This is a genomic window from Gemmatimonadaceae bacterium, from assembly GCA_037721215.1.
Lineage (GTDB): Bacteria > Gemmatimonadota > Gemmatimonadetes > Gemmatimonadales > Gemmatimonadaceae > UBA4720.
The window spans coordinates 71,170-91,980 of sequence record JBBJNV010000011.1 but is presented as its reverse complement, the minus strand read 5'-3'; the positions used below and the strand labels follow the sequence as shown (position 1 = coordinate 91,980).

Annotated in this window: 22 protein-coding genes and 1 pseudogene; 17 read left to right on the top strand and 6 right to left on the bottom strand. The window is 59.4% G+C overall.

Annotation, left to right across the window (positions count from 1 at the left end; translation table 11 throughout):
• Positions 1-6: 6 nt before the first annotated feature.
• The 4 genes from WKF55_07745 to WKF55_07730 all read left to right on the top strand — a co-directional run bounded on the left by WKF55_07745 (position 7) and on the right by WKF55_07730 (position 2,622).
• Positions 7-966 (top strand): tyrosine recombinase XerC, encoded by a 960-nt coding sequence (locus WKF55_07745; protein ID MEJ7759473.1) that lies wholly within the window; start codon positions 7-9, stop codon positions 964-966.
• Between the two features lie 85 nt (positions 967-1,051).
• Positions 1,052-1,915: a cytochrome b/b6 domain-containing protein gene (locus WKF55_07740; GenBank protein ID MEJ7759472.1), complete on the top strand. Its 864-nt coding sequence runs from the start codon at positions 1,052-1,054 to the stop codon at positions 1,913-1,915.
• Entirely contained in the window at positions 1,912-2,451 is a 540-nt protein-coding gene (locus tag WKF55_07735; GenBank protein MEJ7759471.1) for a molybdopterin-dependent oxidoreductase, read from the top strand. Before WKF55_07740 ends, WKF55_07735 begins: the two co-directional genes overlap by 4 nt.
• A 15-nt stretch (positions 2,452-2,466) precedes the next feature.
• Entirely contained in the window at positions 2,467-2,622 is a 156-nt protein-coding gene (locus WKF55_07730; GenBank protein ID MEJ7759470.1) for a hypothetical protein, read from the top strand.
• Positions 2,623-2,693: 71 nt separating this feature from the next.
• On the opposite strand, the gene WKF55_07725 is transcribed toward WKF55_07730, so the two are convergent.
• Positions 2,694-3,530 (bottom strand): alpha/beta hydrolase, encoded by an 837-nt coding sequence (locus tag WKF55_07725; GenBank protein ID MEJ7759469.1) that lies wholly within the window; start codon positions 3,528-3,530, stop codon positions 2,694-2,696.
• A 207-nt stretch (positions 3,531-3,737) separates the two neighbouring features.
• Between WKF55_07725 and WKF55_07720 the strand changes: the two genes are divergently transcribed.
• Positions 3,738-3,971 (top strand): hypothetical protein, encoded by a 234-nt coding sequence (locus tag WKF55_07720; protein MEJ7759468.1) that lies wholly within the window; start codon positions 3,738-3,740, stop codon positions 3,969-3,971.
• 30 nt (positions 3,972-4,001) lie between these two features.
• Here WKF55_07720 and WKF55_07715 read toward each other — a convergent pair whose 3' ends face one another.
• Positions 4,002-4,388, bottom strand: coding sequence for a hypothetical protein (locus tag WKF55_07715; GenBank protein ID MEJ7759467.1), 387 nt, complete (start codon positions 4,386-4,388; stop codon positions 4,002-4,004).
• A 24-nt stretch (positions 4,389-4,412) separates the two neighbouring features.
• On the opposite strand from WKF55_07715, the gene hslV reads away from it, so the two are divergent.
• From hslV to WKF55_07660, 11 genes are all read left to right on the top strand, one after another.
• Complete coding sequence (gene hslV, locus WKF55_07710; GenBank protein ID MEJ7759466.1) at positions 4,413-4,964, top strand: ATP-dependent protease subunit HslV; 552 nt, start codon at positions 4,413-4,415, stop codon at positions 4,962-4,964.
• The gene (hslU, locus tag WKF55_07705) at positions 4,961-6,412 is read left to right on the top strand and encodes an ATP-dependent protease ATPase subunit HslU (protein ID MEJ7759465.1); all 1,452 of its coding nucleotides are present in this window, start codon (positions 4,961-4,963) and stop codon (positions 6,410-6,412) included. Before hslV ends, hslU begins: the two co-directional genes overlap by 4 nt.
• Before the next feature lies 1 nt (position 6,413).
• Entirely contained in the window at positions 6,414-7,334 is a 921-nt protein-coding gene (gene argF / locus WKF55_07700; GenBank protein MEJ7759464.1) for an ornithine carbamoyltransferase, read from the top strand.
• Positions 7,335-7,348: 14 nt separating this feature from the next.
• The gene (locus tag WKF55_07695; protein MEJ7759463.1) at positions 7,349-7,900 is read left to right on the top strand and encodes a pyridoxamine 5'-phosphate oxidase family protein; all 552 of its coding nucleotides are present in this window, start codon (positions 7,349-7,351) and stop codon (positions 7,898-7,900) included.
• A gap of 615 nt (positions 7,901-8,515) precedes the next feature.
• Positions 8,516-9,031, top strand: a complete 516-nt coding sequence (locus WKF55_07690; GenBank protein MEJ7759462.1) for a helix-turn-helix domain-containing protein — start codon at positions 8,516-8,518, stop codon at positions 9,029-9,031.
• A 3-nt stretch (positions 9,032-9,034) separates the two neighbouring features.
• Positions 9,035-9,592, top strand: a complete 558-nt coding sequence (locus WKF55_07685) for a hypothetical protein (protein ID MEJ7759461.1) — start codon at positions 9,035-9,037, stop codon at positions 9,590-9,592.
• Between the two features lie 448 nt (positions 9,593-10,040).
• The gene (locus tag WKF55_07680) at positions 10,041-11,114 is read left to right on the top strand and encodes a hypothetical protein (GenBank protein ID MEJ7759460.1); all 1,074 of its coding nucleotides are present in this window, start codon (positions 10,041-10,043) and stop codon (positions 11,112-11,114) included.
• A 123-nt stretch (positions 11,115-11,237) separates the two neighbouring features.
• The gene (gene gcvT, locus WKF55_07675) at positions 11,238-12,353 is read left to right on the top strand and encodes a glycine cleavage system aminomethyltransferase GcvT (protein ID MEJ7759459.1); all 1,116 of its coding nucleotides are present in this window, start codon (positions 11,238-11,240) and stop codon (positions 12,351-12,353) included.
• Between the two features lie 3 nt (positions 12,354-12,356).
• On the top strand, positions 12,357-12,872 hold the full coding sequence (locus WKF55_07670) for a MogA/MoaB family molybdenum cofactor biosynthesis protein (GenBank protein MEJ7759458.1): 516 nt from the start codon (positions 12,357-12,359) through the stop codon (positions 12,870-12,872).
• The gene (locus tag WKF55_07665; protein ID MEJ7759457.1) at positions 12,869-14,458 is read left to right on the top strand and encodes a sigma-54 dependent transcriptional regulator; all 1,590 of its coding nucleotides are present in this window, start codon (positions 12,869-12,871) and stop codon (positions 14,456-14,458) included. The genes WKF55_07670 and WKF55_07665 overlap by 4 nt, the downstream gene beginning before the upstream one ends.
• Before the next feature lie 85 nt (positions 14,459-14,543).
• Positions 14,544-15,269: a hypothetical protein gene (locus WKF55_07660; protein ID MEJ7759456.1), complete on the top strand. Its 726-nt coding sequence runs from the start codon at positions 14,544-14,546 to the stop codon at positions 15,267-15,269.
• 395 nt (positions 15,270-15,664) lie between these two features.
• Here WKF55_07660 and WKF55_07655 read toward each other — a convergent pair whose 3' ends face one another.
• From WKF55_07655 to WKF55_07645, 3 genes and pseudogenes are all read right to left on the bottom strand, one after another.
• Positions 15,665-15,925, bottom strand: coding sequence for an integrase core domain-containing protein (locus WKF55_07655; GenBank protein MEJ7759455.1), 261 nt, complete (start codon positions 15,923-15,925; stop codon positions 15,665-15,667).
• 37 nt (positions 15,926-15,962) lie between these two features.
• Positions 15,963-16,349, bottom strand: a pseudogene (locus WKF55_07650) (IS3 family transposase).
• A 370-nt stretch (positions 16,350-16,719) separates the two neighbouring features.
• A complete protein-coding gene (locus WKF55_07645) occupies positions 16,720-16,878 on the bottom strand; it encodes a transposase (GenBank protein MEJ7759454.1) in 159 nt (52 codons plus the stop codon).
• Between the two features lie 39 nt (positions 16,879-16,917).
• Here WKF55_07645 and WKF55_07640 point away from each other — a divergent pair, with 39 nt between their 5' ends.
• Positions 16,918-17,412 (top strand): HD domain-containing phosphohydrolase, encoded by a 495-nt coding sequence (locus WKF55_07640; protein ID MEJ7759453.1) that lies wholly within the window; start codon positions 16,918-16,920, stop codon positions 17,410-17,412.
• Positions 17,413-17,562: 150 nt separating this feature from the next.
• Here the strand turns inward: WKF55_07640 and WKF55_07635 are convergent, their stop codons facing one another.
• A complete protein-coding gene (locus WKF55_07635) occupies positions 17,563-20,760 on the bottom strand; it encodes an AAA family ATPase (protein MEJ7759452.1) in 3,198 nt (1,065 codons plus the stop codon).
• Positions 20,761-20,811 lie beyond the last annotated feature (51 nt).

The window sequence follows — 20,811 nt, the reverse complement described above, 5'->3', positions numbered from 1 at the left end:
GCGGGTATGATCACTCCTGACGATGATGCTGGATCATTCAGCAAAACGAAATCGCCCGAAGTCGAAGAATTTCTGACTCATCTCGAGAAAGAGCGCGACCTCTCACCGCACACGCTCAACGCGTATCGCCGTGACCTCGGGGAACTTCTCGCCTATCTGACGGATTATTACGGAGACCGGAACTGGACCTGGCAGGGCATCGACAGGCTGGCGATCCGCGGATTTCTGGCCCACATGACGCGCAGGAAACTCAGCCGCCGAACGATTTCGAGGGCGCTGTCCGCGGTGCGCAGCTTTTACTCCTTCATGCATGGAAACGAAATGGTCGAGGCCAATCCGGCGCGGAGCGTCAGCAGTCCAAAGCTCGAACGACATCTGCCTGGATATCTCGATCGCCAACAGATCGAATTGCTGTTCCAGAGCGCGGAGTTGAAGGCGCAGGAAGGCCGCTTTCCGGATGTCCGGAACTGCGCGATCCTGGAACTGTTTTATTCGACCGGGATGCGTTTGTCGGAACTGCGGGGAATCAATCGCGGCGATATTGATCTACTGTCACAGCAGGTAAAAGTGAGAGGCAAGGGTCGGAAAGAGAGAATCATCCCCGTCGGCGACCATGCGCAGCTTGCGATTCGCAATTACGAAGTGAAGCGGGACGAGCTGATTCGTAACACCGTAGCCGGGGCCGATCGAACAGCGTTCTTTCTGAGTAACCGGGGCAAGCGTATCTCGGTTCGGGCGCTTCAGAACGCGGTGACAGGATTTCTCGACGCAATCGATGAGGACGCAGGACTGTCGACGCATTCGCTTCGTCATACCTTCGCCACCCACCTCCTCGACGCCGGCGCCGATCTGCGGGCAGTCCAGGAGCTGCTCGGACATGTATCGATTTCGACGACCCAGATCTACACCCACACGAGTGTGGAGCGCCTGAAAAAAGTCTACGAAAAAGCGCATCCGCGGGCATGAGGCGAAACGTGCCGGGTGGTGAAGGTTTTCAATGGTAATGAGTGCTGACGAGTTGGTAATCGAAAAAGTGAACCGAGGAGATTTGATGGAGAAACCGCGGCATCACTGGGTGGTACGGGTCACCCACTGGATTAACGCTATTGCGCTCACGATCATGGTTGGCAGCGGACTGCGGATCTTCAACGCCTATCCCGCATTCGCGCGCAAAGGCGAAACATTCTGTTGTTATCCTTTCGAGGGGCAGTCCATTCCCTCGGCGTTCACTTTCGGGGGATGGCTGGGCGGTGCGCGACATTGGCATTTCGCCATGATGTGGGTGCTCGTCGCCAACGGCCTTGTGTACCTCGGCTTTATCTACACCCATGGGGAATGGAGAGATGTAGTTCCCCGCCGCGGTTTTTTTCGCAACGCAGCCGAGATGATCAAATTCTATCTCTTCGTTCGCAAGCGGCATCCGCTGCAAGGGAAGTACAATGCGCTTCAGCGGGCGACGTATTTCTCGTTGCCGTTGATTGGGATACTCGCGGTGACAAGCGGCGTCGCAATCTGGAAACCGGTGCAGCTCGCGCCACTCGCTGATATTCTGGGGGGTTACGTGTGGGCCCGTTACTGGCACTTCGTCGCGATGTCGCTGCTCGTCGCTCTCAGCGTGATCCATGTGTTCATGGTGTTCGCGACCGACCCGTACTCGCTCAGGTCCATTCTGACTGGCGGATACAACGAGGGTAACTCCCCTGAAGCGCGAAATGCACGGCCGTTTTATCACCTGTTGCCAAATCGAATGCGAAGTGGACGTGATGGAACTGCGCGAGAGTCAGGCTCGGACGACGATTGGCAGCCGGCGACCGTCGATGCGCCCACTTCGGAAACGGGCGAGTCTGCTTCGCGTAGCGATAGCCCGATGATTGATGGACCCACAGGGGCATCATCCGAGGAAAAACAGCAATGACAATCGATCGCCGCAAGTTCATCGGCGTGACGGGCTCCGCGATTTCCGCAGCACTGCTTGCTGCGTGCGATTCGCGGGGTCCGAAGGGGGCGGAGCGGGTGTTGCGCTACGCTGAACGCAAGAATCTCGTGTTGGAACGCGCCCTGTTTCAGCATACTTCAATGGATACTCCGGATAGCGGGAAGCTCGCCGGTGCTGCGCTTCCGAGCTATTTCATCTCGAAAACCGTGCCGATGTGGAATGAACAGCAACGCGGACCGTGGACGCTTGAGTTGGCGGGATTGGTCGATCGGCCGATGAAGCTCACGCTCGCTCAACTCCAGACGCTGCCCCGTGTTACTGAACGGGTGAACCATTACTGCGTCGAAGGATGGACTGCATTGGAGCAATGGACAGGCGTACGTGTCAGCGAGCTTGCGCGTCTTGCTGGCGTGAGGAAAGACGCGAAGTTCGTTGACTTCGAATCGTTCGATAACGGCTTTCACGAAAGCTGGGACATGTCGACGGCGATGATTCGCAAATGGGTGGTGGCCTAGGGGATCGTTGGACACATGCTGGGGCCGGCGCTTGGGGCGCGGGCCCGAGTCTATTCACCCGCCAAGCTCGGTTACAAGAACACCAAGTATCTCACCCGCATTGTATTTCTCCCGAACAATACGGGCGGTTACTGGAGCGACATGGGGTACGAGTGGTACGGCGGCGTGTGAGTCGAACGCTCTCCGTTTGGCCATCGCAACGGTGAAAGATTAATTCGGAATGATTGATTTGCGCGTCGAGGTCAGCTGGCAAGAAACCTCGTCAACGCACTGTTGAACTCGTCGGCGTGCGTGGCGTTCACGCCATGAGGCCCACCCTTGATCAGGACGAGTTGGCTGCCATCGATCGATTCGTGTGACCGTTTGCCGCTGACTTCGAACGGCACGATTCCGTCGGAGTCACCGTGGATCACCAGGGTCGGAACAGTCATGCGAGTCAGGTCGTCGCGGAAATCTGTCTTGCCGAACGCAGTGATACAGTCCAGAGTGCCCTTGGGTGAAGCGAAAGCCGCGATTTCGCGGGCGTAGCTGCGCTGCGGCTCGCTGATGAGATCGGTTTTATCTCCAGCCTGGAAGAACTTGGTCGTGAATCCATCGAGGAACGCGAGGCGGTCGCTTTTCACACCGGTCTCGAATTGTTTGATGGTGGCATCGTCCAGCCCGCCGTCCGGGTTGTCATCGGACTTGTAGAGGTAGGGTGGAACGGCGGACGCAAGGACAGCTTTGCTGACCCGGTCGCTGCCGTAGGTGCCGATGTAGCGGACTACTTCGCCGCCCCCCATCGAGAACCCGACGAGTGCGGCATCATTCAGGTCGAGGTGTTCTATCAAAGCGGCAAGGTCGGCGGCAAAAGTATCGTAATCGTACCCGTCCCATGGCTGAGATGATTTGCCGAAACCGCGACGGTCATAGGTGATCACCCGATGTCCCGCCTTGACGAGGGCCGGCAGCTGCGCTTCCCACGCGCGTCCGCTTAGCGGCCATCCATGGATGAGCACCACCGGCTTGCCCTTTCCGTGATCTTCGTAGTACAAATCGGTTGTGTTCTTTCCGGTCTCTCCCACCGCCAGCATACCCATCGTTGTCTCCTGAGATTGTTTGTCGAGTGAAAAAATCACGGAAAGAATGTGCCATCGTGCTCGTTTCCATCCGTGTTGCCGCGAAACTAATTGAAACCGCAGCAAGAACCGGGTGTAACCAGGATTGAACATCTGGACATTGCGAGTGTACGTCACTAAGCAACTCCGGCTGACCGGCTATGCCGATACAACTTCTCAGGAATTCCGATGACCAGCGGGCAGGAACAGATCGCCGACTTGCAGCGAAACATCGCTGACAGGCTGAGGCCGGTTTGCCAGGGAATTCCGGAATCCAGCTTCGACGAGCTCGTACGACAGATCGTCGCAGTGAACCTGAAATATGGGGTTGAGTCCGAAGCGTCCGAGTCGGTACGGGTGCAGATCGCGATAGAGGGCGAGCGAGATGCCACCGGCGCCACAGTGATGGGGCTGATGGCCTGACTCAGCCCCGGTCAGCCCGGAAGCATCTGCTCAGCGAATACGCATTGGCGGTTTCTGTTTATCGTCCCGCGGCAAATCGGGGTCATCCCCTTCGCCGCGCCGCGCGGCGCCCCGGAACAGCAGCATCTCCTTGAGATAAACGCGGTTGAGCACGGCCCCGATCACCAGTAGCGCGACCCCGACAAAGACCACGATCGTCCCCCAGCGCCACTCGTCCTGCCCGATGAGCGATGCACCCATGCACAGTGTCCCGGCCCCCACCAGCGCTTCACCGGCACGATGTGGTACTGCGCGGCGCCGACGCCGGCGTTCGCGATGTGGCCTCAGATCATCAGGCCTGAAAGCATCGTAGAGCAGGCCTGCCGCAACGATGCAGACGAGTACTCCCAGCACTACGGGTATGTGCTCCAATCGCATTGGCGCCCCTGTTAGGTTTGAACCATGAACAGCACTCCAGCCCGCGTTCGCTCGACGACAATTCTCGCCGTCCGCCGCGAAGGCCGCGTCGCTCTCGGCGGCGACGGCCAGGTCACGGTTGGCGACACGGTGATGAAATCCAACGCGCAAAAAGTACGCTCATTGCGCGGTGGCAAGCTACTCGCGGGGTTTGCGGGCGCGGCGGCGGATGCGTTCACGCTCTTTGAGAAGTTCGAGGAGAAGCTCGAACGGCATCCAGGCAACCTTTCCCGTGCGGCGGTGGAACTGGCCAAGGATTGGAGGAGCGACCGGATATTGAGGCGCCTGGAGGCGCTGCTCGCTGTCACCGACAGCGAGAGAGGGTTCATCATTTCCGGCACTGGGGACATTATCGAACCGGATGACGGAATCCTGGCAATCGGTTCGGGCGGCTCTTACGCGCTGGCCGCGGCGAGAGCACTTGCCGAGAATACGGAGCTGCCGCCGCGGGAGATCGTGCAGCGGGGACTGGCGATCGCCGCCGGCATCTGCATTTATACCAACGCGAACATCACCGTGCTGGAGCCGTCGTCGTGACGTCGCCACGCACCCAGAACGCGCTCGCCCGCCTCGCCGATCTTACTCCCGGGCTCATTGTTGCCGAGCTCGATCGCTACATCGTCGGCCAGGCTGAGGCGAAAAAGTCGGTGGCGATCGCGCTGCGAAACAGGTGGCGCCGCCAGCGAACGCCGGAGGCGATTCGCGAAGAGATATCTCCCAACAACATCATTCTTGTCGGCCCCACGGGTGTTGGCAAAACGGAGATTGCGCGGAGGCTGGCCAAGCTTGCTGGCGCACCGTTCATCAAGGTGGAGGCGTCGAAATTTACTGAAGTTGGCTACGTCGGCCGGGATGTGGAGTCGATGGTGCGGGATCTTGTCGAGAGCGCAGTGAACATGGTGCGCACGGAGCGTGAAACCGAGGTCGAAGATCTGGCGCACGACAAAGTCGAGAACCGTCTGCTCGATCTGTTGCTGCCGGTGCCGGCCGACAAAAAATCCGCGCCTTCCACGGATGCCGCGGGTGCGAACGACGCGCCGATTTTTCTGGTTTCGTCAAGTGGCAATGTTTCCCCCGAAATGGACGTCGATCAGGAGCGCTACCGGCGCACCCGTGACAAGCTCCGACAGTTGCTCGTCGACGGCCAGCTCGAGAGCAGGGAAGTGGAGATCGAGGTGACGCAGAGCTCTCCGATGATGTTCGACATGATGGTTCCTCAGGGTGCGCCCGAAGGAATGGGCAATTTTTCCGACATGCTCCAGGAGATGATGCCGAAGCGCACAAAGAAGCGCACGGTGAAGGTGTCTGAAGCGCGGCGGATTCTTCTCGAGCAGGAGCTCGACAAGCTGATCGACGACGAGGATGTCGTCGGAGACGCTCTCGAGCGGGTCGAGACGATGGGTATCATCTTCCTCGACGAGATCGACAAGATCGCGGGGCAGCGAAGTCAGGGTGGCGGGCCCGATGTCTCGCGCGAGGGGGTTCAGCGCGATCTGCTGCCGATTGTCGAAGGCTCCAACGTGCAGACGAAGCATGGAATGGTGAAGACCGATCACGTGTTGTTCGTTGCCGCGGGCGCATTTCACGTATCGAAGCCGAGTGATCTGATTCCCGAGCTTCAGGGACGGTTCCCGATTCGTGTCGAGTTGAAGCCCCTCACCGAGGCCGACTTCGTCCGCATCATGACCGAGCCGGAGAACGCTCTCACCCGCCAGTACTCGGCGCTTGTAGAGGCGGATGGCGCCAAACTGACCTTTACCGAAGATGGTATCGCCGAGATTGCGAAGATTGCGGCGCATGTGAATGACCGGATGGAAAACATTGGAGCACGGCGGCTTCACACGGTAATGACGACGCTCCTCGAGGAAGTGATGTTCGACCTTCCCGATCGGGGCGCGGGTGATGTTGTCGTGGACCGTGCGATGGTGGTGGAGCGGTTGAAGGATATCGTCGAGGATGAGGACCTGCGGAGATACATTTTGTAGGATGAAGACACAGGCTGAGAAAGACTTTCTCGCTATCCCCGATTATTCGCGCGCCGAGCTGCACTCGCTGTTCGAACTGGCGACGCGGATGCGCGATGGGTCGTACACCGACAAGCCGCTGGCCGGCAAATCGCTGGCGATGATTTTCATGAAGGCGTCAACGCGGACGCGGGTGTCGTTCGAGGTTGGTGCGTGGCAGCTTGGCGGGCACGCATTGTTTCTGTCGCCGCGTGATGTGCAGCTTGGCCGTGGTGAGCCGATCGCCGATACGGCGCGGGTGCTGTCACGATACGTCGACGGCATCATGATCCGAACCTTTGCGCACTCGGAGGTAGAAGAGCTGGCGCGCTTCGCATCGGTGCCGGTGATCAACGGACTCACCGACCTGCTGCATCCCTGTCAGATTCTTGCCGACCTGTTGACGATCCGGCAGCATCTTGGCGGCATCGACGGACGGCGAATCGCATGGATCGGTGATGGTAACAACATGGCGAACTCGTGGATCAATGCTGCGTATGTGCTTGGCTTTGAACTGACGCTGGCGTGTCCGGAGGGTTACGACCCTGATGCGGCGATTCTTGAGCGTGCGCAGGGAGCGGCCAAAGTACGCGTCGTTCGTGATCCGGCTGAAGCCGCTGACGGGGCCGATGTGATCAATACAGATGTATGGGCATCCATGGGTCAGGAGGAGAGTCAAGCCATTCGTGAAAAGGCCTTTTCGGGATACATGGTGGATCGCGCGCTCATGGCCCGTGCGAAACCCGGCGCGATCTTCATGCATTGTTTGCCGGCGCATCGGGGAGAGGAAGTGAGCGCGGATGTAATTGATGGGCCGCAGAGTGTGGTGTGGGATGAGGCGGAGAACCGGTTGCATGTCCAGAAAGCGATCATGGCCAACCTCATGGGTGGGGTCGAGCTGTAGCTGGCGGCGCGGGCATGCGTTCTGCGATTGGAACGGGCATGCCTACCACTGAAAAGAAGTTACAGGAGCTCGACGAGCTTATTGAAGGAATCGAGACCGCGATGTTCACCACTCGCCGTCATGATGGCCATCTGGTATCGCGGCCGATGGCGACGCAGAAGCGGATCAACGAAGCCGATCTATGGTTCGTCACCGATGTCGATACCAACAAGCTCGACGAGCTGGACATGGACCACCACGTCAACTGCGCGTACTACAATTACAAGAGCCGCGAGTGGGTTTCGGTGAGCGGCGTTGCGCGGGCGGTTCGCGACAGGAAGCAGATTCACAAGCTGTACAAGCCGGACTGGAAGGCGTGGTTCGGCGACGAGGGCGGGAAGCGGGATGGTGGCCCTGACGATCCGCGGATCATGCTGATATTTGTCGATGCGGATTCGGTGGTCTATATGAAAAACAACAAACCGCGGCCGGTGATTCTGTTTGAGGTATTGAAGGGGATCGTAGCGGGGACGAAGCCGAATGCGGGGGAGGTTCGGCATATCAGCGGCGGGGAACTGATGGATTAAGTCGGGCTGCTATGAGCGTTCACGGTCAGCCGCGACCTGAGGCTGGCGCGGAGTTCGTGGACTTTGAATCGTTCGACGACGGATTTCACGAGAGCTGGGATATGGAGACGGCGATGCATCGTCAAGCGGGGAGTCCGTTCCTGACTGTGGCCAAGGCAGATCGGCGGACAGTAGATTCGGATTCGGTGACTGCGTTAGCAATCAATCACGCTGACCCCGCCTCGGCGGTTGCATGCTCCGCTGAGCCTGCGCTGGCGTCGCGGTAAACCAACAGTGATACCCGCTGACTGAAGCTGAGGAGCCGAGCCAAGCGGGCGGACGAGTGAGTTTCGCGGGCGGCCGCCAGACAAAAAGCAAACCGCCCACGATTCCCGCTCCCATATCAGCTCAAGGGTTCAGTTCACGCGCTAGGCAATGGCGGCAGGTTCGGAAACTATGGGCGAGTCAATAATCCAAGTCTGGGCTGTATCGCGTGTATGCTACGATGACCCACGGAGGCGCGATCAACATTGGAGGCGTGTTGGTCGCCGATGGAAAAGATACGTAAAGGGGTTGCAAGCCCCCCGTGTAGCGGACTAGCTTTGGTTAGCGCTCCTCGGTCCCCAGCGCACGGTGATGCCAATGCTTTCGAGCCAGATTGCTGAGCTTCTAAAAACGAATCGCAAAGCTCTCGGATTCACCCAGAAGGAAGTTGCGAGCCGTGCCGGAGTCAGCACGCGGCTCTGGGCCGAAGTCGAGCGGGGAGAACGCCCAAATGTGAGTCTTCTGACCGCCCTCCGAATGTTGGGCCATGTTGGTATCAGCATTCGAATGACCGACGCGTCGGGCACTACCCGCGAACTTCGTGACCCTGACACGGCTGCCGTTGGCCGGCTCGCGCGGGCTGCGATCCGAAGGGCAACATGGCACGGGAGACAGTTGCGACTTGACCAGGACGGCGCGGATGAGCCGCCGTCCCCGCGTGGCCCAGACGGCGTAGACGCAGTCGCGCTGGTCTCAGAGCAGGCCTTCACCGTCGCGCGCAGCCGGCCATCAGCAGAAACAAGAATGGCATTGCTGCCAGTCGCCCGGGCGCCGAGCCGGAAGTCAGGAGCTACGCCGTCGCGGCAGTCGGCCGGCCGGCGACGCTGACACGTGCTGCGTCAGAGAAACGATCAGCTCGCCACCGATTTCCGTGACTTCATCCAGTGTCTTGATAACAATGATGTGCTTTTTGTTCTGGTCGGCGGCTACGCGGTCGGCTGGCACGGCGTCGTAAGAGCCACGGGCGATATCGACTTTCTCTACGAGCGAACGGAGGACAATGTCGAGCGGCTCTGCGCGGCGATGAGGGCGTTCGGGGCTCCGGAGAATCTGATTGATCCCGATTTCATGCTTTCGTCAGATGCCGTGACCCAGATTGGCAACGCTCCGCTGCGGATCGATCTGCTTGCGGGGATCTCCGGTGTTTCTTTTGCCGACGTCCGAGCGGGAGCGGTTGTAGCGAAGCTGAGTGGGAACCGCATGCTCGTCATCGGACTCAACGAGCTGCGGACGAACAAGGCCGCCACCGGCCGTCAGCGGGACAAAGACGATCTTCGGCGCCTCGCGCGTGGAGTCACTCCGGCGAATCAATCTTCAGCGCTCGTGCGGACAAAGGGTGTCACCGCGAAGGCTGGCAAGCGTCAACCGCGGCGTGGGGGTAAGGAGTAGACGGTCGGGAACGCGCTCCGAAAAGGGTTTCATCAGAACCATTGCTGCGCGCGCTCTGCTCCGCACGGCACTTACGACCAAGCCGGCACGGTCGACAGCCTGGTCTCCGCCAGTGCTTTGCGAACCCGCCCGTTCCGAGCTCGTGTTTCCCTCTGCGCTTACGCTGTACTGAGACACCCTGTATCGCTGACCGGCCTGAGCCTGGGTTTACAGATTATTCCCTCTGCACTGACGGTACACTGACGCACCGTGTTTAGGTTGGGGCGCTTACGAGTGGCTCAGGCGCACGGTGCGTATCGCGGTATGTTCATGACAATCTGAGATCGCAAGTGCAGTGTTCTGTGCGTGCATGTTCTCCGTGCACAAGGAAGGACAGCACTGCACTCCGACAAAAGGGCTTTCGCGCCTGTTTTGAGGTTGAGTTGGGCCTCTCTAACACCGACAGCAATTGTACTCAACCTGCCTGTTCTGCCACCGTAACCTCGGTGCCAACGACGTCATCGAGCAATTCGCTGTCGGTCGCCGTATAGCGTTCGATTCGGCAAAGGGCAGGCTCTGGGTCGTCTGCCAGCACTGTAACCGGTGGAATCTGACACCGGTCGAGGAACGCTGGGAAGCGATCGAAGATTGCGAGCGCCGGTTTCGTGGTACGAAGCTGCGGGCATCAACGGATCAGATAGGCCTGGCCCGCCTGTCAGAGGGCTTGGAGCTCGTGCGGATCGGAGATCCCCAGCGGCCGGAGTTCGCGTCGTGGCGGTACGGCGATCAGTTCGCGCATAGACGGCGCCGGGCAGTGATTCGTAACGGGGTGGCAGCGGTTGGGCTTGTACTTCTCGTCCCAATCGTCGGGGTGTCTATCCTCACCACTCTGGCTAGCCAGTACGTCAATTCGCTTGATCCCGAGGGGGCGAGACAAAAACGGAGGCGGTGGCCGCAAAGGATCAGTCGGCTGGTCGGGCCGGACGGGGTTGAAGCGATCACGAATTACGAGGTCGAGACCGCCAGGCTCCTTGCTCCGACGGACACCGAGCCGTGGGGACTGACGTTGACGAGTCGGCGCGGCATCGCACCGGGGAAGCCGTGGTTTCACTACGATCCGCGAAAGCAGACGACCGAGATTCGGGGCGAGCTCGCGTTGCGGGCAGCGATGCGGCTCCTTCCGCTGCTGAACCGCGCCGGCGCACCTGCAAAACAGGTAAGGGAGGCCGTCGCAATTGTCGAGACCGATCCTGACACGGCGCGGAGCTTCGCTCGCGCGGCAAGTCTCGCTGTGAAAATGTGGGATGAACCCCAGCAGCGGGGATCGATCACAAATCTCTCAACCGAACGCCTGCTTGCGCTCGAAATGGTCGCGCACGAGGATACCGAACGACGTGCCGTGGAGGGTGAACTTATGTCGCTCGAAGGCGCGTGGCGGGAAGCCGAGGAGATCGCTGCTATCTCGGACAACATGTTTGTGCCGCAGCGGGTGACGCGGTGGCTTCAGGAGTTGAAGATTCGGAACGCGGCGAATTCCGGGTGATCTCCGCGCATCATTCGTTGCATCCGCGCCGCAACGAGTTCCCCACCTCCCGTCCTCCACCCGCCAGCGCCATATTGACGGTCAGTGGGCATCACGCCCGCGTTCCGCCAACCATCGGTCTCAATGACGCAACCTGGAATACCCGAATCACTTAAACGGACCCCGCTCACCGAAACCCACGCCGCGCTCGGCGCCAAGCTCGTGCCTTTTGCCGGCTACGTCATGCCAATTCAGTACGCCACCGGCATCACCGCCGAGCATCGTGCGGTTCGCGAAAAATGCGGGCTCTTCGACGTGAGTCACATGGGCGAATTCATCGTGCGCGGGCCTGGGGCGGTGGAGTTCGTGAACTACGTCACCACAAACGACGTCGCCGCGCTCGACATTGGTCAGGCGCATTACTCGACCATCCTGAACGAGCGAGGCACCATCGAAGACGACTGCCTGGTCTATCGCTCCAATGACCAGATCATGATGGTCGTCAACGCATCCAACGCCGCGAAAGATCTCGCGCACGTCGGCAATGAAATCGGACGCTTCGACTGCACGATCGAAGACGTCAGCGATTCAACTGCACTCCTCGCGCTCCAGGGCCCCCATGCCGCGCGCATTCTCCAGGAGTTTACCGAAACCGACCTTTCGGGAATCGACTACTACCATTTTGCCACCGGCGCCGTTGCCGGAATTTCAGGGATCATCATCTCACGCACCGGCTACACCGGCGAAGACGGATTCGAGCTCTACTTCCCCAACGAGAATGCTGTCGCCGTGTGGAACGCGCTCACTGAATCTGAAGAAGTCACTCCCACCGGCCTTGGCTGCCGCGACAGCCTGCGCCTCGAGATGGGAATGGCTCTGTACGGCAATGACATCGACGATACGACAACACCTCTGGAAGCCAACCTCGGCTGGCTCGTCAAGCTGAAGAAAGGAGACTTCGTTGGACGCGATGCGCTCGCTCGCCAGAAGGACCAGGGGCTGTCTCGCAAGTTGGTTGGCTTCACGACCAGTGAGCGATGTTTCCCGCGACACGGATATCCCGTATTTGCCGGTGGCGAACCAAGTGGCGAAGTGAGAAGCGGAACGGTTAGCCCCACGCTCGACATCCCGATCGGAACGGCTTACGTCCCGACGGCATCCTCTTCACCGGGCTCTGAAATGGAGATCGAGATCCGCGGAAAGCGCGTCGCCGCGATAGTGCAGAAGATGCCATTCTACAAAGACGGATCGCACCTATAGTCGATGCGCGTTGCAATTCTCACAGTTTCAGATTCGGTCACTCGCGGCATTCGCGATGACACATCCGGCGATGCTGTCGCCGAGTGGTGCGTGGGCCGCGGAGACGCCGTCGTCATGCGCGAAACCCTGGGCGACGAGACTTCCGATATCACTCAACGGCTCGTCGCATGGTGCGATTCGGCGAACCTCGATCTCATACTCACGACCGGTGGTACCGGACTCGCGCCGCGCGACCTTACGCCTGAAGCAACGCGCGCTGTAATCGAGCGAGACGTGCCTGGGATTTCTGAACGGATCCGTCTGAGCTGCGTCGAGAGTTTTCCGCGTGCGGCGCTTTCGCGGGGTGTGGCGGGCGTGCGCGGTTCGACGTTGATCGTGAATCTGCCGGGATCGACGACTGGAGTGAGAGACGCCCTCGCGGCACTCGATCCGATTGTGTCCCACGCATGTGACGTGCTGAGCGGCCGCATCACGCAGCACGATTCGACTGATACGCCGACGAGTATCGATCCGCGATGAAAGTTCTCATCACCCTCACTGATGTCGAACCTGCCGTGCACCTCAATGCGCTGCTCGAGGCGAATGGTATCGATACCGCCGTAGTCTCACCGCTTGACGACATGAGAAGCGAGATCCGGCGCGCAAAGCCGGATCTCATCGTTCTTACCGGCGCGATTGCCGATGCCGGCAACATCCAGATTGTTCGCGAACAGCTGTGGGAAGGTGTCGGTGTGATCGGGCTCGCCGATGTCGCAGATCCGGATCTAATCGAGCGCCTTCGCGCGATCGGCTTTGTTGACGTTCATGCGAAACCCGTGTCGGCTGATGATCTGCTCGCGCTGGTGCGCCGGGCGCTCGATCGACAGCGGTTGGTGGAAGTGACGGGTCTCATCGGCCAGTCGAATGCGATTCGAGAGCTACTTGTGAAGATCGAGCAGATTGCGCCGGTATCGAGCACGGTGATGATCGAAGGCGAAAGCGGAACCGGCAAGGAGCTGGTCGCGCGGGCGATTCACCGGTTGAGCCCGCGGCGGAACAAGCCGTTTATTGCGGTCAACGTCGGCGCTCTCGCTGAGTCGCTGATCGAGAGCGAATTGTTCGGCCATGAGAAAGGCGCATTCACCGGCGCTGCGGAACGACGCCTTGGCCGATTCGAGCTCGCAAACGGCGGGACGATATTCCTGGATGAGATTGGGGAAGTGCCGCCGTCAACCCAGGTGCGGCTGCTGAGGGTGCTCGAGGAACGAGAGGTGACGCGGGTCGGTGGTGTCGCGCCGATCGCCATCGATGTCCGCGTCGTTGCCGCTACGAACCAGCCACTCCGCGAACGGGTGGAGCAGGGACTGTTCAGGTCGGATCTATACTACCGCCTCAATGTTCTCAGCATGTATCTGCCGCCGCTGCGCGAACGACCCGACGACATCCCCATTCTCGTACGCCGGTTCGTGCGCGAATACTCGGCACGGCATGACCGGCCTTTTCATGGTATTTCCGCGGAGGCGATGCAGCTCCTTATGGGATATCCCTGGCCCGGGAACGTGAGAGAGCTCCGCAACCTGATTGAGAGCATGGTGGTGCTGGCGCCGGGGCGAGAGGTTGGCGCCAGCGACATTCCGCGCGAAATCAGGGAGGGCGGAGTCTCCCGGTTTCTTCCCGTGCACATCGGCCCCGTCGTTCGCGGTTCGCGCGGCGCGGATGGACGCGAGCTTGAGTTCATCGTCCGAAGTCTCGTCGAGTTGAAGCTGCAGATCGAGGAGTTGAGGTCGCGAATACAGGTTGCTGACGAGATGCGCGACGGAAGCCGTGAGGATGGGAGGCATGTGGGATTCGATACCGGTCGCATGATTGCGGGGAACGGGGGTGAAGTGATTCGAGCGGGCCCGTCGGCCGTTCCCGCCGCCGCGATCGAGCCTTCAGATCAGAATGCACCTTCTAACGTGGTGACGATTACGCCCGGAATGACTATGGCCGAGATCGAGCGCACCGCCATTCAGGCTGCGCTGGCTGAAACCCACGGCAATCGCCGCAGGGCGGCGGAGATGCTCGGCATCGGCGAGCGTACGATGTATCGGAAGCTTCGGGATTACGGCATCATCGCATCCTGATTTTTCTTGATTTAGTCCGAAGCCAATCCCATATTGGAGCCCGTTTCGCAAAGGTTCGGTGCAGCCATAACCATAAAGGGTTCACTTGACGTCATCGATAGCGGGTAGCGTTTTCCCGATTAAGCGTGCGGAGGAGCTTATTCTGACTCTCCCTGGTGTCATCTCAGCCCGTATCATAACGGGTGACAGTGGCGCGATAGATCAGATACATGTGCTGACCACTTCGGAGCTTATGCCGAAGCATATGGTGAGGAATATCGAGAGTGCGCTGATCGCGCATCTCGCGATGCGGATCGATCATCGCAAGATATCGGTGGCGACGACGAGTGAGACGAAGCCGAAGTTGATGGAGCCCGAAGCGAAACCGGTGCCTGCGGTGGCGGAAACGCAGCACACGCCTTCTCAATCCCTACGCACGGGTCCGTTTGCGCGGCGGCTTTATTTCGAGGATGTGGAGGTAAAGGGATCGCGTTCGAAGGGGTTGTCGTGCCGGGTGACGTTGCGGAAGGGTACCTCGTTATTTATCGGGGAAGCTCTCGGAATCGAGGGTGATCGGTCGCGGGTGGAGCTTGCTGCGCGCGCGACGCTGCTGGCGATTGCTGATGCGGACGACAGGGAAGGACAGCTGGGAGTGCAGGGCGTGAAAGTGTTCGACGCGTTCGACCGGACGTTTGTGTTTGTGGCGGTGAGTGTGCGGTCGGGGCGGGAGAATAAGGTATTGACTGGAAGCGTGGAGCTGCGTGAGAGCCAGGAGTCTGCGGGAGTGCTCGCGGTGCTCGATGCGACGAACAGGTGGATTGAACACAACTAGAGGAATTACAGATAGCGGTTATTGATCGCCTGGAGTGCGGGTAGTTCCACCTTTCTTATTTGAGAGGAAACTCAAAAAAACCCCCTCCCTCAGATAATGAGCGGAGTTGAGCGGGCGAGACAAAGCGTTATGAGCTGAGCCAACCGATTTGCGTAACGCAGCGGATGCTGGATACGACAAGATTTTTGGGAGGTGACGCGAAATGGCATTTTCTTGCTGCTCTGATTAATGCGATCCTGTCGTTGGCGGATACGGGAAGCTGGACTTGATCTGAGGCGTGGGGGTTCTCTAGTTATGTCAAACTACGTGCGGTTGTACGTGAGTTCGCTCTCTTTCCTCGCTGTGGTCACGGCTGTATGGGTCTTGGATTTGCCCCGATTTCGTGGACACTGGGGTTAGGCTGCTTTTGCTCGCTTGAGCACTTCTCTTTCGTACTCCGCGGGGGTGCGGTAGCCAAGCGTCTGATGACGGCGCTTGCGATTATACCACACCTCGATGAACTCGACCACAGACTTGGTGGCCTGGTGACGCGTCTGCCACTGGGCATCGCTGACGAGCTCCGTCTTCAGTGTCGCAAAGAATGACTCAACCACCGCATTGTCCCAGCAGTCACCGGCTCGGCTCATGCTCGAAATGAAGTGCTGCTTCGAGAGCACGCTCTGATACTCAAGACTCGCGTACTGAGACCCTCGATCAGAGTGGTGGAGAACACCCGGCCGAGGCCGGCGATGGATCAGGGCCATTCGCAGCGCCCGCAACGGCAGCTCGCGGTGAAGCAGCCGGTCGAGGCATCCAGCCAACTACGCGACGGCTGGCGATATCGATCACGACTGCCAGATAGAGCCAGCCTTCACCGGTCGGCAAATAGGTGATATCGGCCGCCCATACTCTGTCAGTCTCTCTATTCACGCTGATGTCAAACCGCCGCCCCAGCTGGTTCCTCACCAGGGGATAGCAGTGCTCAGAGTTGGTGGTGACTCGAAAGCGACGCACACGTTTCGCTATGAGATCTTCTTCGCGCATCAGTCGCGCAACGCGATTGTGTCCGCACAAGATGCCCTGTGCCTTGAGCTCGGCGTGGACCGTGGGAGCGCGCGCGACTTGCTCGCCTGGTGCACGGCCCGCACATGAAGCCTGAGCCGCTCATCGGTTCTCTCACGGACACTCCTTCCACGCTTTCTCCAGGCGTAAAACCCGGAGGGTGCCAGTTCCAGCACTCTGCACATGAGTCGCACCGGGAACTCGCCCAGATGGCGAGCGATACAGGCGTACCTCACTGCGACTCTTTCGCGAAGAACGCCGTTGCTTTTTTTAGGAAATCCCGCTCCTGGCGAAGTACCTCGACCTCTCGCCTCAAGCGCTTTAACTCGACCTCGGGATCCACCCCAGGGACCTACACCGGATGAGCCCTGACACTCCTCGCCTCGCCTTCCAAAGGCCAATGCCCCAGCTATCTGGCCCACCGGCGAAGCAGGTACGGCTCAACGTCGATGCCCCGGCCGATCTCTGTGAGACTCGTTCCTTCCCGCAATCGATCCATCATCAACTGCACCGCCTCGGTCCGGAACTCAGCCGTGAACTCGCGCCGGATACGTCTTTTCTTTCCCATCACTGGACACCTCCTTCCTCAAATTATCGAGGCCGATCGATGTGTCCACAAACCCGGGGTAAGATCATCCGAGAACTTTATAAGGTTAACTGGCAACTCCAACAAACGAACCAGGAACTACTGGAATTAATGGTCGCCGCCATTGAGGCCAGAGATCCGTACACATCAGGACATTCGCGGAGGGTGTCGAGAAATGCGCGGTTGATCGCACAGGCTCTTGGGCTGAAGGACAAGCAGATTGATCGCGTAACTGTCGCAGCTTTGCTTCACGACGTAGGCAAGATTCATGGGACTTTCGCGCCAATACTGAGCAAGCCGGGACTATTGATTGCCGAAGAAAACGCCGTGATGCAAACTCACCCGATAAAGAGTGAAGAGCTAGTGATGATGGTTTCTCAACCTAGCGACGTGGTTTTCCCAGTTCGCAATCACCATGAAAATTGGGACGGCACCGGCTATCCGATGGTCTTGTGGGCGAACGAATTCCGATTGCCAGTCGAATTATCATGTTCGCTGATACGATTGACGCAATGACGACTGATCGGCCTTACCGTTCAGCATTAACCGCGACGGAGGTACGAAGCGAGTTCGTTAGGCTCCGCGGAAGACAGTTTGATCCAGCAATCTGCGACAAGCTCCTCGCAAGTCCCGATCTACTCGAAGCTTTTCGACCAAGACGTGCCTTTAACTCCCGCGCTTGCGACTCAGGATCGGCGAAAGCTGGCTCCGTCCCCGCTGCTCGTGGGCTGAGACGTTGCGGACATAAATGCTTTCTAGGAGATGGTTTCCTGCCGGCACGCGCTCGCGTCGATACAGCGTCTCGTATTCATGTATGAGTTCTTCGGCTCGATCAACTCGGCCAACGGCCTGCAGCGCGCGATACGTGACGTAAGCAGGATACGCTTCGCAGGGCGACCTGCGGGATTTGACGTGCGCGTTTTCTAGCGCTTCAACCGTCTTCTGGGTAAGGCGTTTGCCCCGAGCAAGGATTATCGCAACGTGGACTGCTAGGCCGTACGTGCGACCTTGGCCGAGTTGATCGGAGTTAATATGTTGAAAAGAAAGAGAGTAGTGCTTCGCCGCCGCGGCGGCGTCTCGATCGATTAGCGCGAGGCGCGCGCCTATCGAACCCATATCCAACGCCACATACACATCATCCTGTGGTCGAACCTGGGCAAGTAATTTGGAATACCACGCTCTTGCTTCGCCAATCTGGCCACGTTCAAGTGCCGAGTGAGCTAACATGGACAAGACCCGAAAAAGCGATCTCGGGAGCACGTGAGCTTCCGCCAGGACAACGGCCTCCATCAATGACTCTTTGGCTTTTTGGAACAGGCCCGCAGTGCGGTAGACTACAGCTCCATTGCACAGCACCCGAAATAAGTAATTTCGCTCAGATTTGCTTCTCTCGTTCGAGATTAAAGAGTCTGCGCTCTGGACTGCGATGTCCAAGTCGCCACAAATCGAGTGGAAGACCATGTTGGCTTCGGTCAGCGAGAACGGGTCGACGCCGGTTGATGCTGCCAGCCGCTGAATCATCGCGAATATCGAGGGCATTTGATCGTGTGCACCTGTGGAGTCGAGAAGCATAAGACTCATTACACCTGCCCTCGCCCGGTGATCGGCGGTGGCAGACTCACAATTCACGCATGCCAGGCAATTTGTTAAGCCGCCACGCGCGTCGCCACTGCGCCATCTGGCCCGCGAGTTAATTAGTTCGAGGTCGTCATGCTTGGACTGCTGGGGCCTGATGGTTCCGAGTATGGACTTCGCGTTTGAGATGGTCCCAAGAGCATTAAGCCACGCACTGCTGTCCTCGTACGCGTGAGCTTGTTCGGTGAGAATCTGAAGCCTCTCCTCGTCATTGCTACAAAACGCCAGGCACTTCTCATACGCCTCTGCCGCTGCACTCGGCAACCCCACCTTCATCAAATGCGTTGCACACGAGGTCGCGAGCGAAAACGCCCGCGCCGCATTCCCCGACAACTGCCAGTGCTTCGCACAGTCCCACAATACGGCCGCCGACCGGTCCTCATCTATCTCGGCTTCGAGCACCAATCCCACTCGTCGATGTAGAAATGCGCGCGCCGGCGCGGGCAACAGGACAATCGCCGCGTTCGACAACAAATCGTGCCTGCTCACAATGCGGTCTGGCCCTTGCTCCGGATTCTCCGCAGCCTCCGTCACTACCATCCCCGCCGCACCCAGCGTGTTGATGCATCCGAGCAGCTGATGCGACTGGTACTCCAGCACCCGCTCGATCCGCTCTAGCGTCGAATTCTTCTCGAGAATCGCACACGTCTGTAGCAGCTGCAGCGCATCCGGCGTGAGCCGCGATACCCGCTGGTCGAGCATCGCCGTCAGCGACGGCGGCACATCATGTTCGGCCCCGGTCTCGATCCAGTGATTGGCGAGTTCTTCGAGAAAATACGGATTTCCCTCCGCGACGTTCACACACCACTTGAGGTAAACTGCAGAAATCTCCCTGCCTTGCTGACGGAGAATTCCCAGCAGCACATCCGCAGACGGCTCGGGCTCGAGTGGCGGCAGATGAATCTCCACAAGCTTCGCGGCCGATCCCGGCGACCATTGTTCCGGACGCTCGCGGCCCGTGAAGACAAAGAAAATGCGGCGGTCAACCATCCACGCCATCAGATCCGTCAGTACCTTCGCCGATGTCGAATCGAGCCAGTGCACATCCTCGACGACAAGCATCAGCGGTGTCTCTTCCGCAACGGCATCGATCAGATCGAACAGCGCCATCTGCACCCGCGCGTAAACAAACTCCGAGTCGCCCTCTTCGACCCGCACCTCGATCGGCGTCGGCTTGTGCTTCGTCAACCGGTCGAGGTAGCTCATGGTCTCGGGCGAGCACCCGATCGCCCCCCGCATCCCTCTCAACAACGGAACCATGTCGACAAACACCGACAGCGGACGGTGCGGATCGCTCGCACGGCACTGCACGCGCTGCGTACGAACTCCCTGAAGCGCGGCGAAAGTACTGAACTCAGCCAGCAGCCGGCTCTTGCCGATCCCGGCATCCCCCCAGATCAGACACGCCTGGCCTTGCCTCGCGCGTGCCCGGTCGAGCAGAACTCCAAGCTCCTCCATCGATGCTCCGCGTCCCACCAGCGGCGTGCTGGCGGCGAACAGATGGGCGCGCGGCGGAATCCGGTTGGCGATCCGCTTTCGCATTATCGTCGCCGGCACCCGCAGATCGCTTGGACCCCGGCCAACCTCACTCAGATACTTGTCGAGAATCCGCATCCCCTCGAGCTTCGATCCCCGCATGGCATAAGCTTCGGCAAGCGCCAGCGTCGCCTCTTCATTGTAGGGGGAAATGCCGAGCAGCTTTCGGGCAGTCCGCTCAACTTCCGTCCACTGCGCCTTGACCCGGTGCCCCGCTACAATTCCCAGCATCAACCGCGTTATCGATGAGTTGATTTCGGCTTTCTTCGCGTCGAGCCACTCCATCGCCGGCGCGGAGAACGTCGGCTCGTACCCGGGAAACAGAACTAGCGACTCATCCCCGGTCCGGTCTATCCCCTTGCGCGAGACCAGGAACTCCTCAAAGTCGATGCTGACTACAGCGTTACCAACCGAAAGGCTGGTCTTGCTCACCGTCTCGACCGGAAATCCGAGCTGCTTGAGCTTGAGGAGCGTCTGCCTGAGCCGGTGTGACGCAGTCGCGACCGGAGCCGACGGCCACAGCATCGACTCGAGCATCTTCCGTTGTGTCGCCTCGCTCCGCTCGAGCAGCAGATACAGCGCGGTCGTGAACACAACCGTCGCCGTCGGCTCTATCTTCCCCCGGGGTACGTGGATCGCGCAGTCGCCGAGGGCGGCTAGCCGCACCGTCGGCAGGATGTCAGCTCTCGTCATCGCCACCAAGATACGTCCGGAGCGTCAGCGCGGCGTCATTCCGAAGGGAAA

Coding starts and splice junctions, on each gene's coding strand:
- WKF55_07745 (MEJ7759473.1), top strand. CDS start 7: ATGATCACTCCTGACGATGATGCTGGATCATTCAGCAAAACGAAATCG.
- WKF55_07740 (MEJ7759472.1), top strand. CDS start 1,052: ATGGAGAAACCGCGGCATCACTGGGTGGTACGGGTCACCCACTGGATT.
- WKF55_07735 (MEJ7759471.1), top strand. CDS start 1,912: ATGACAATCGATCGCCGCAAGTTCATCGGCGTGACGGGCTCCGCGATT.
- WKF55_07730 (MEJ7759470.1), top strand. CDS start 2,467: ATGCTGGGGCCGGCGCTTGGGGCGCGGGCCCGAGTCTATTCACCCGCC.
- WKF55_07725 (MEJ7759469.1), bottom strand. CDS start 3,530: ATGGGTATGCTGGCGGTGGGAGAGACCGGAAAGAACACAACCGATTTG.
- WKF55_07720 (MEJ7759468.1), top strand. CDS start 3,738: ATGACCAGCGGGCAGGAACAGATCGCCGACTTGCAGCGAAACATCGCT.
- WKF55_07715 (MEJ7759467.1), bottom strand. CDS start 4,388: ATGCGATTGGAGCACATACCCGTAGTGCTGGGAGTACTCGTCTGCATC.
- hslV (MEJ7759466.1), top strand. CDS start 4,413: ATGAACAGCACTCCAGCCCGCGTTCGCTCGACGACAATTCTCGCCGTC.
- argF (MEJ7759464.1), top strand. CDS start 6,414: ATGAAGACACAGGCTGAGAAAGACTTTCTCGCTATCCCCGATTATTCG.
- WKF55_07695 (MEJ7759463.1), top strand. CDS start 7,349: ATGCGTTCTGCGATTGGAACGGGCATGCCTACCACTGAAAAGAAGTTA.
- WKF55_07690 (MEJ7759462.1), top strand. CDS start 8,516: ATGCCAATGCTTTCGAGCCAGATTGCTGAGCTTCTAAAAACGAATCGC.
- gcvT (MEJ7759459.1), top strand. CDS start 11,238: ATGACGCAACCTGGAATACCCGAATCACTTAAACGGACCCCGCTCACC.
- WKF55_07670 (MEJ7759458.1), top strand. CDS start 12,357: ATGCGCGTTGCAATTCTCACAGTTTCAGATTCGGTCACTCGCGGCATT.
- WKF55_07665 (MEJ7759457.1), top strand. CDS start 12,869: ATGAAAGTTCTCATCACCCTCACTGATGTCGAACCTGCCGTGCACCTC.
- WKF55_07645 (MEJ7759454.1), bottom strand. CDS start 16,878: ATGGGAAAGAAAAGACGTATCCGGCGCGAGTTCACGGCTGAGTTCCGG.
- WKF55_07640 (MEJ7759453.1), top strand. CDS start 16,918: ATGTGTCCACAAACCCGGGGTAAGATCATCCGAGAACTTTATAAGGTT.
- WKF55_07635 (MEJ7759452.1), bottom strand. CDS start 20,760: ATGACGAGAGCTGACATCCTGCCGACGGTGCGGCTAGCCGCCCTCGGC.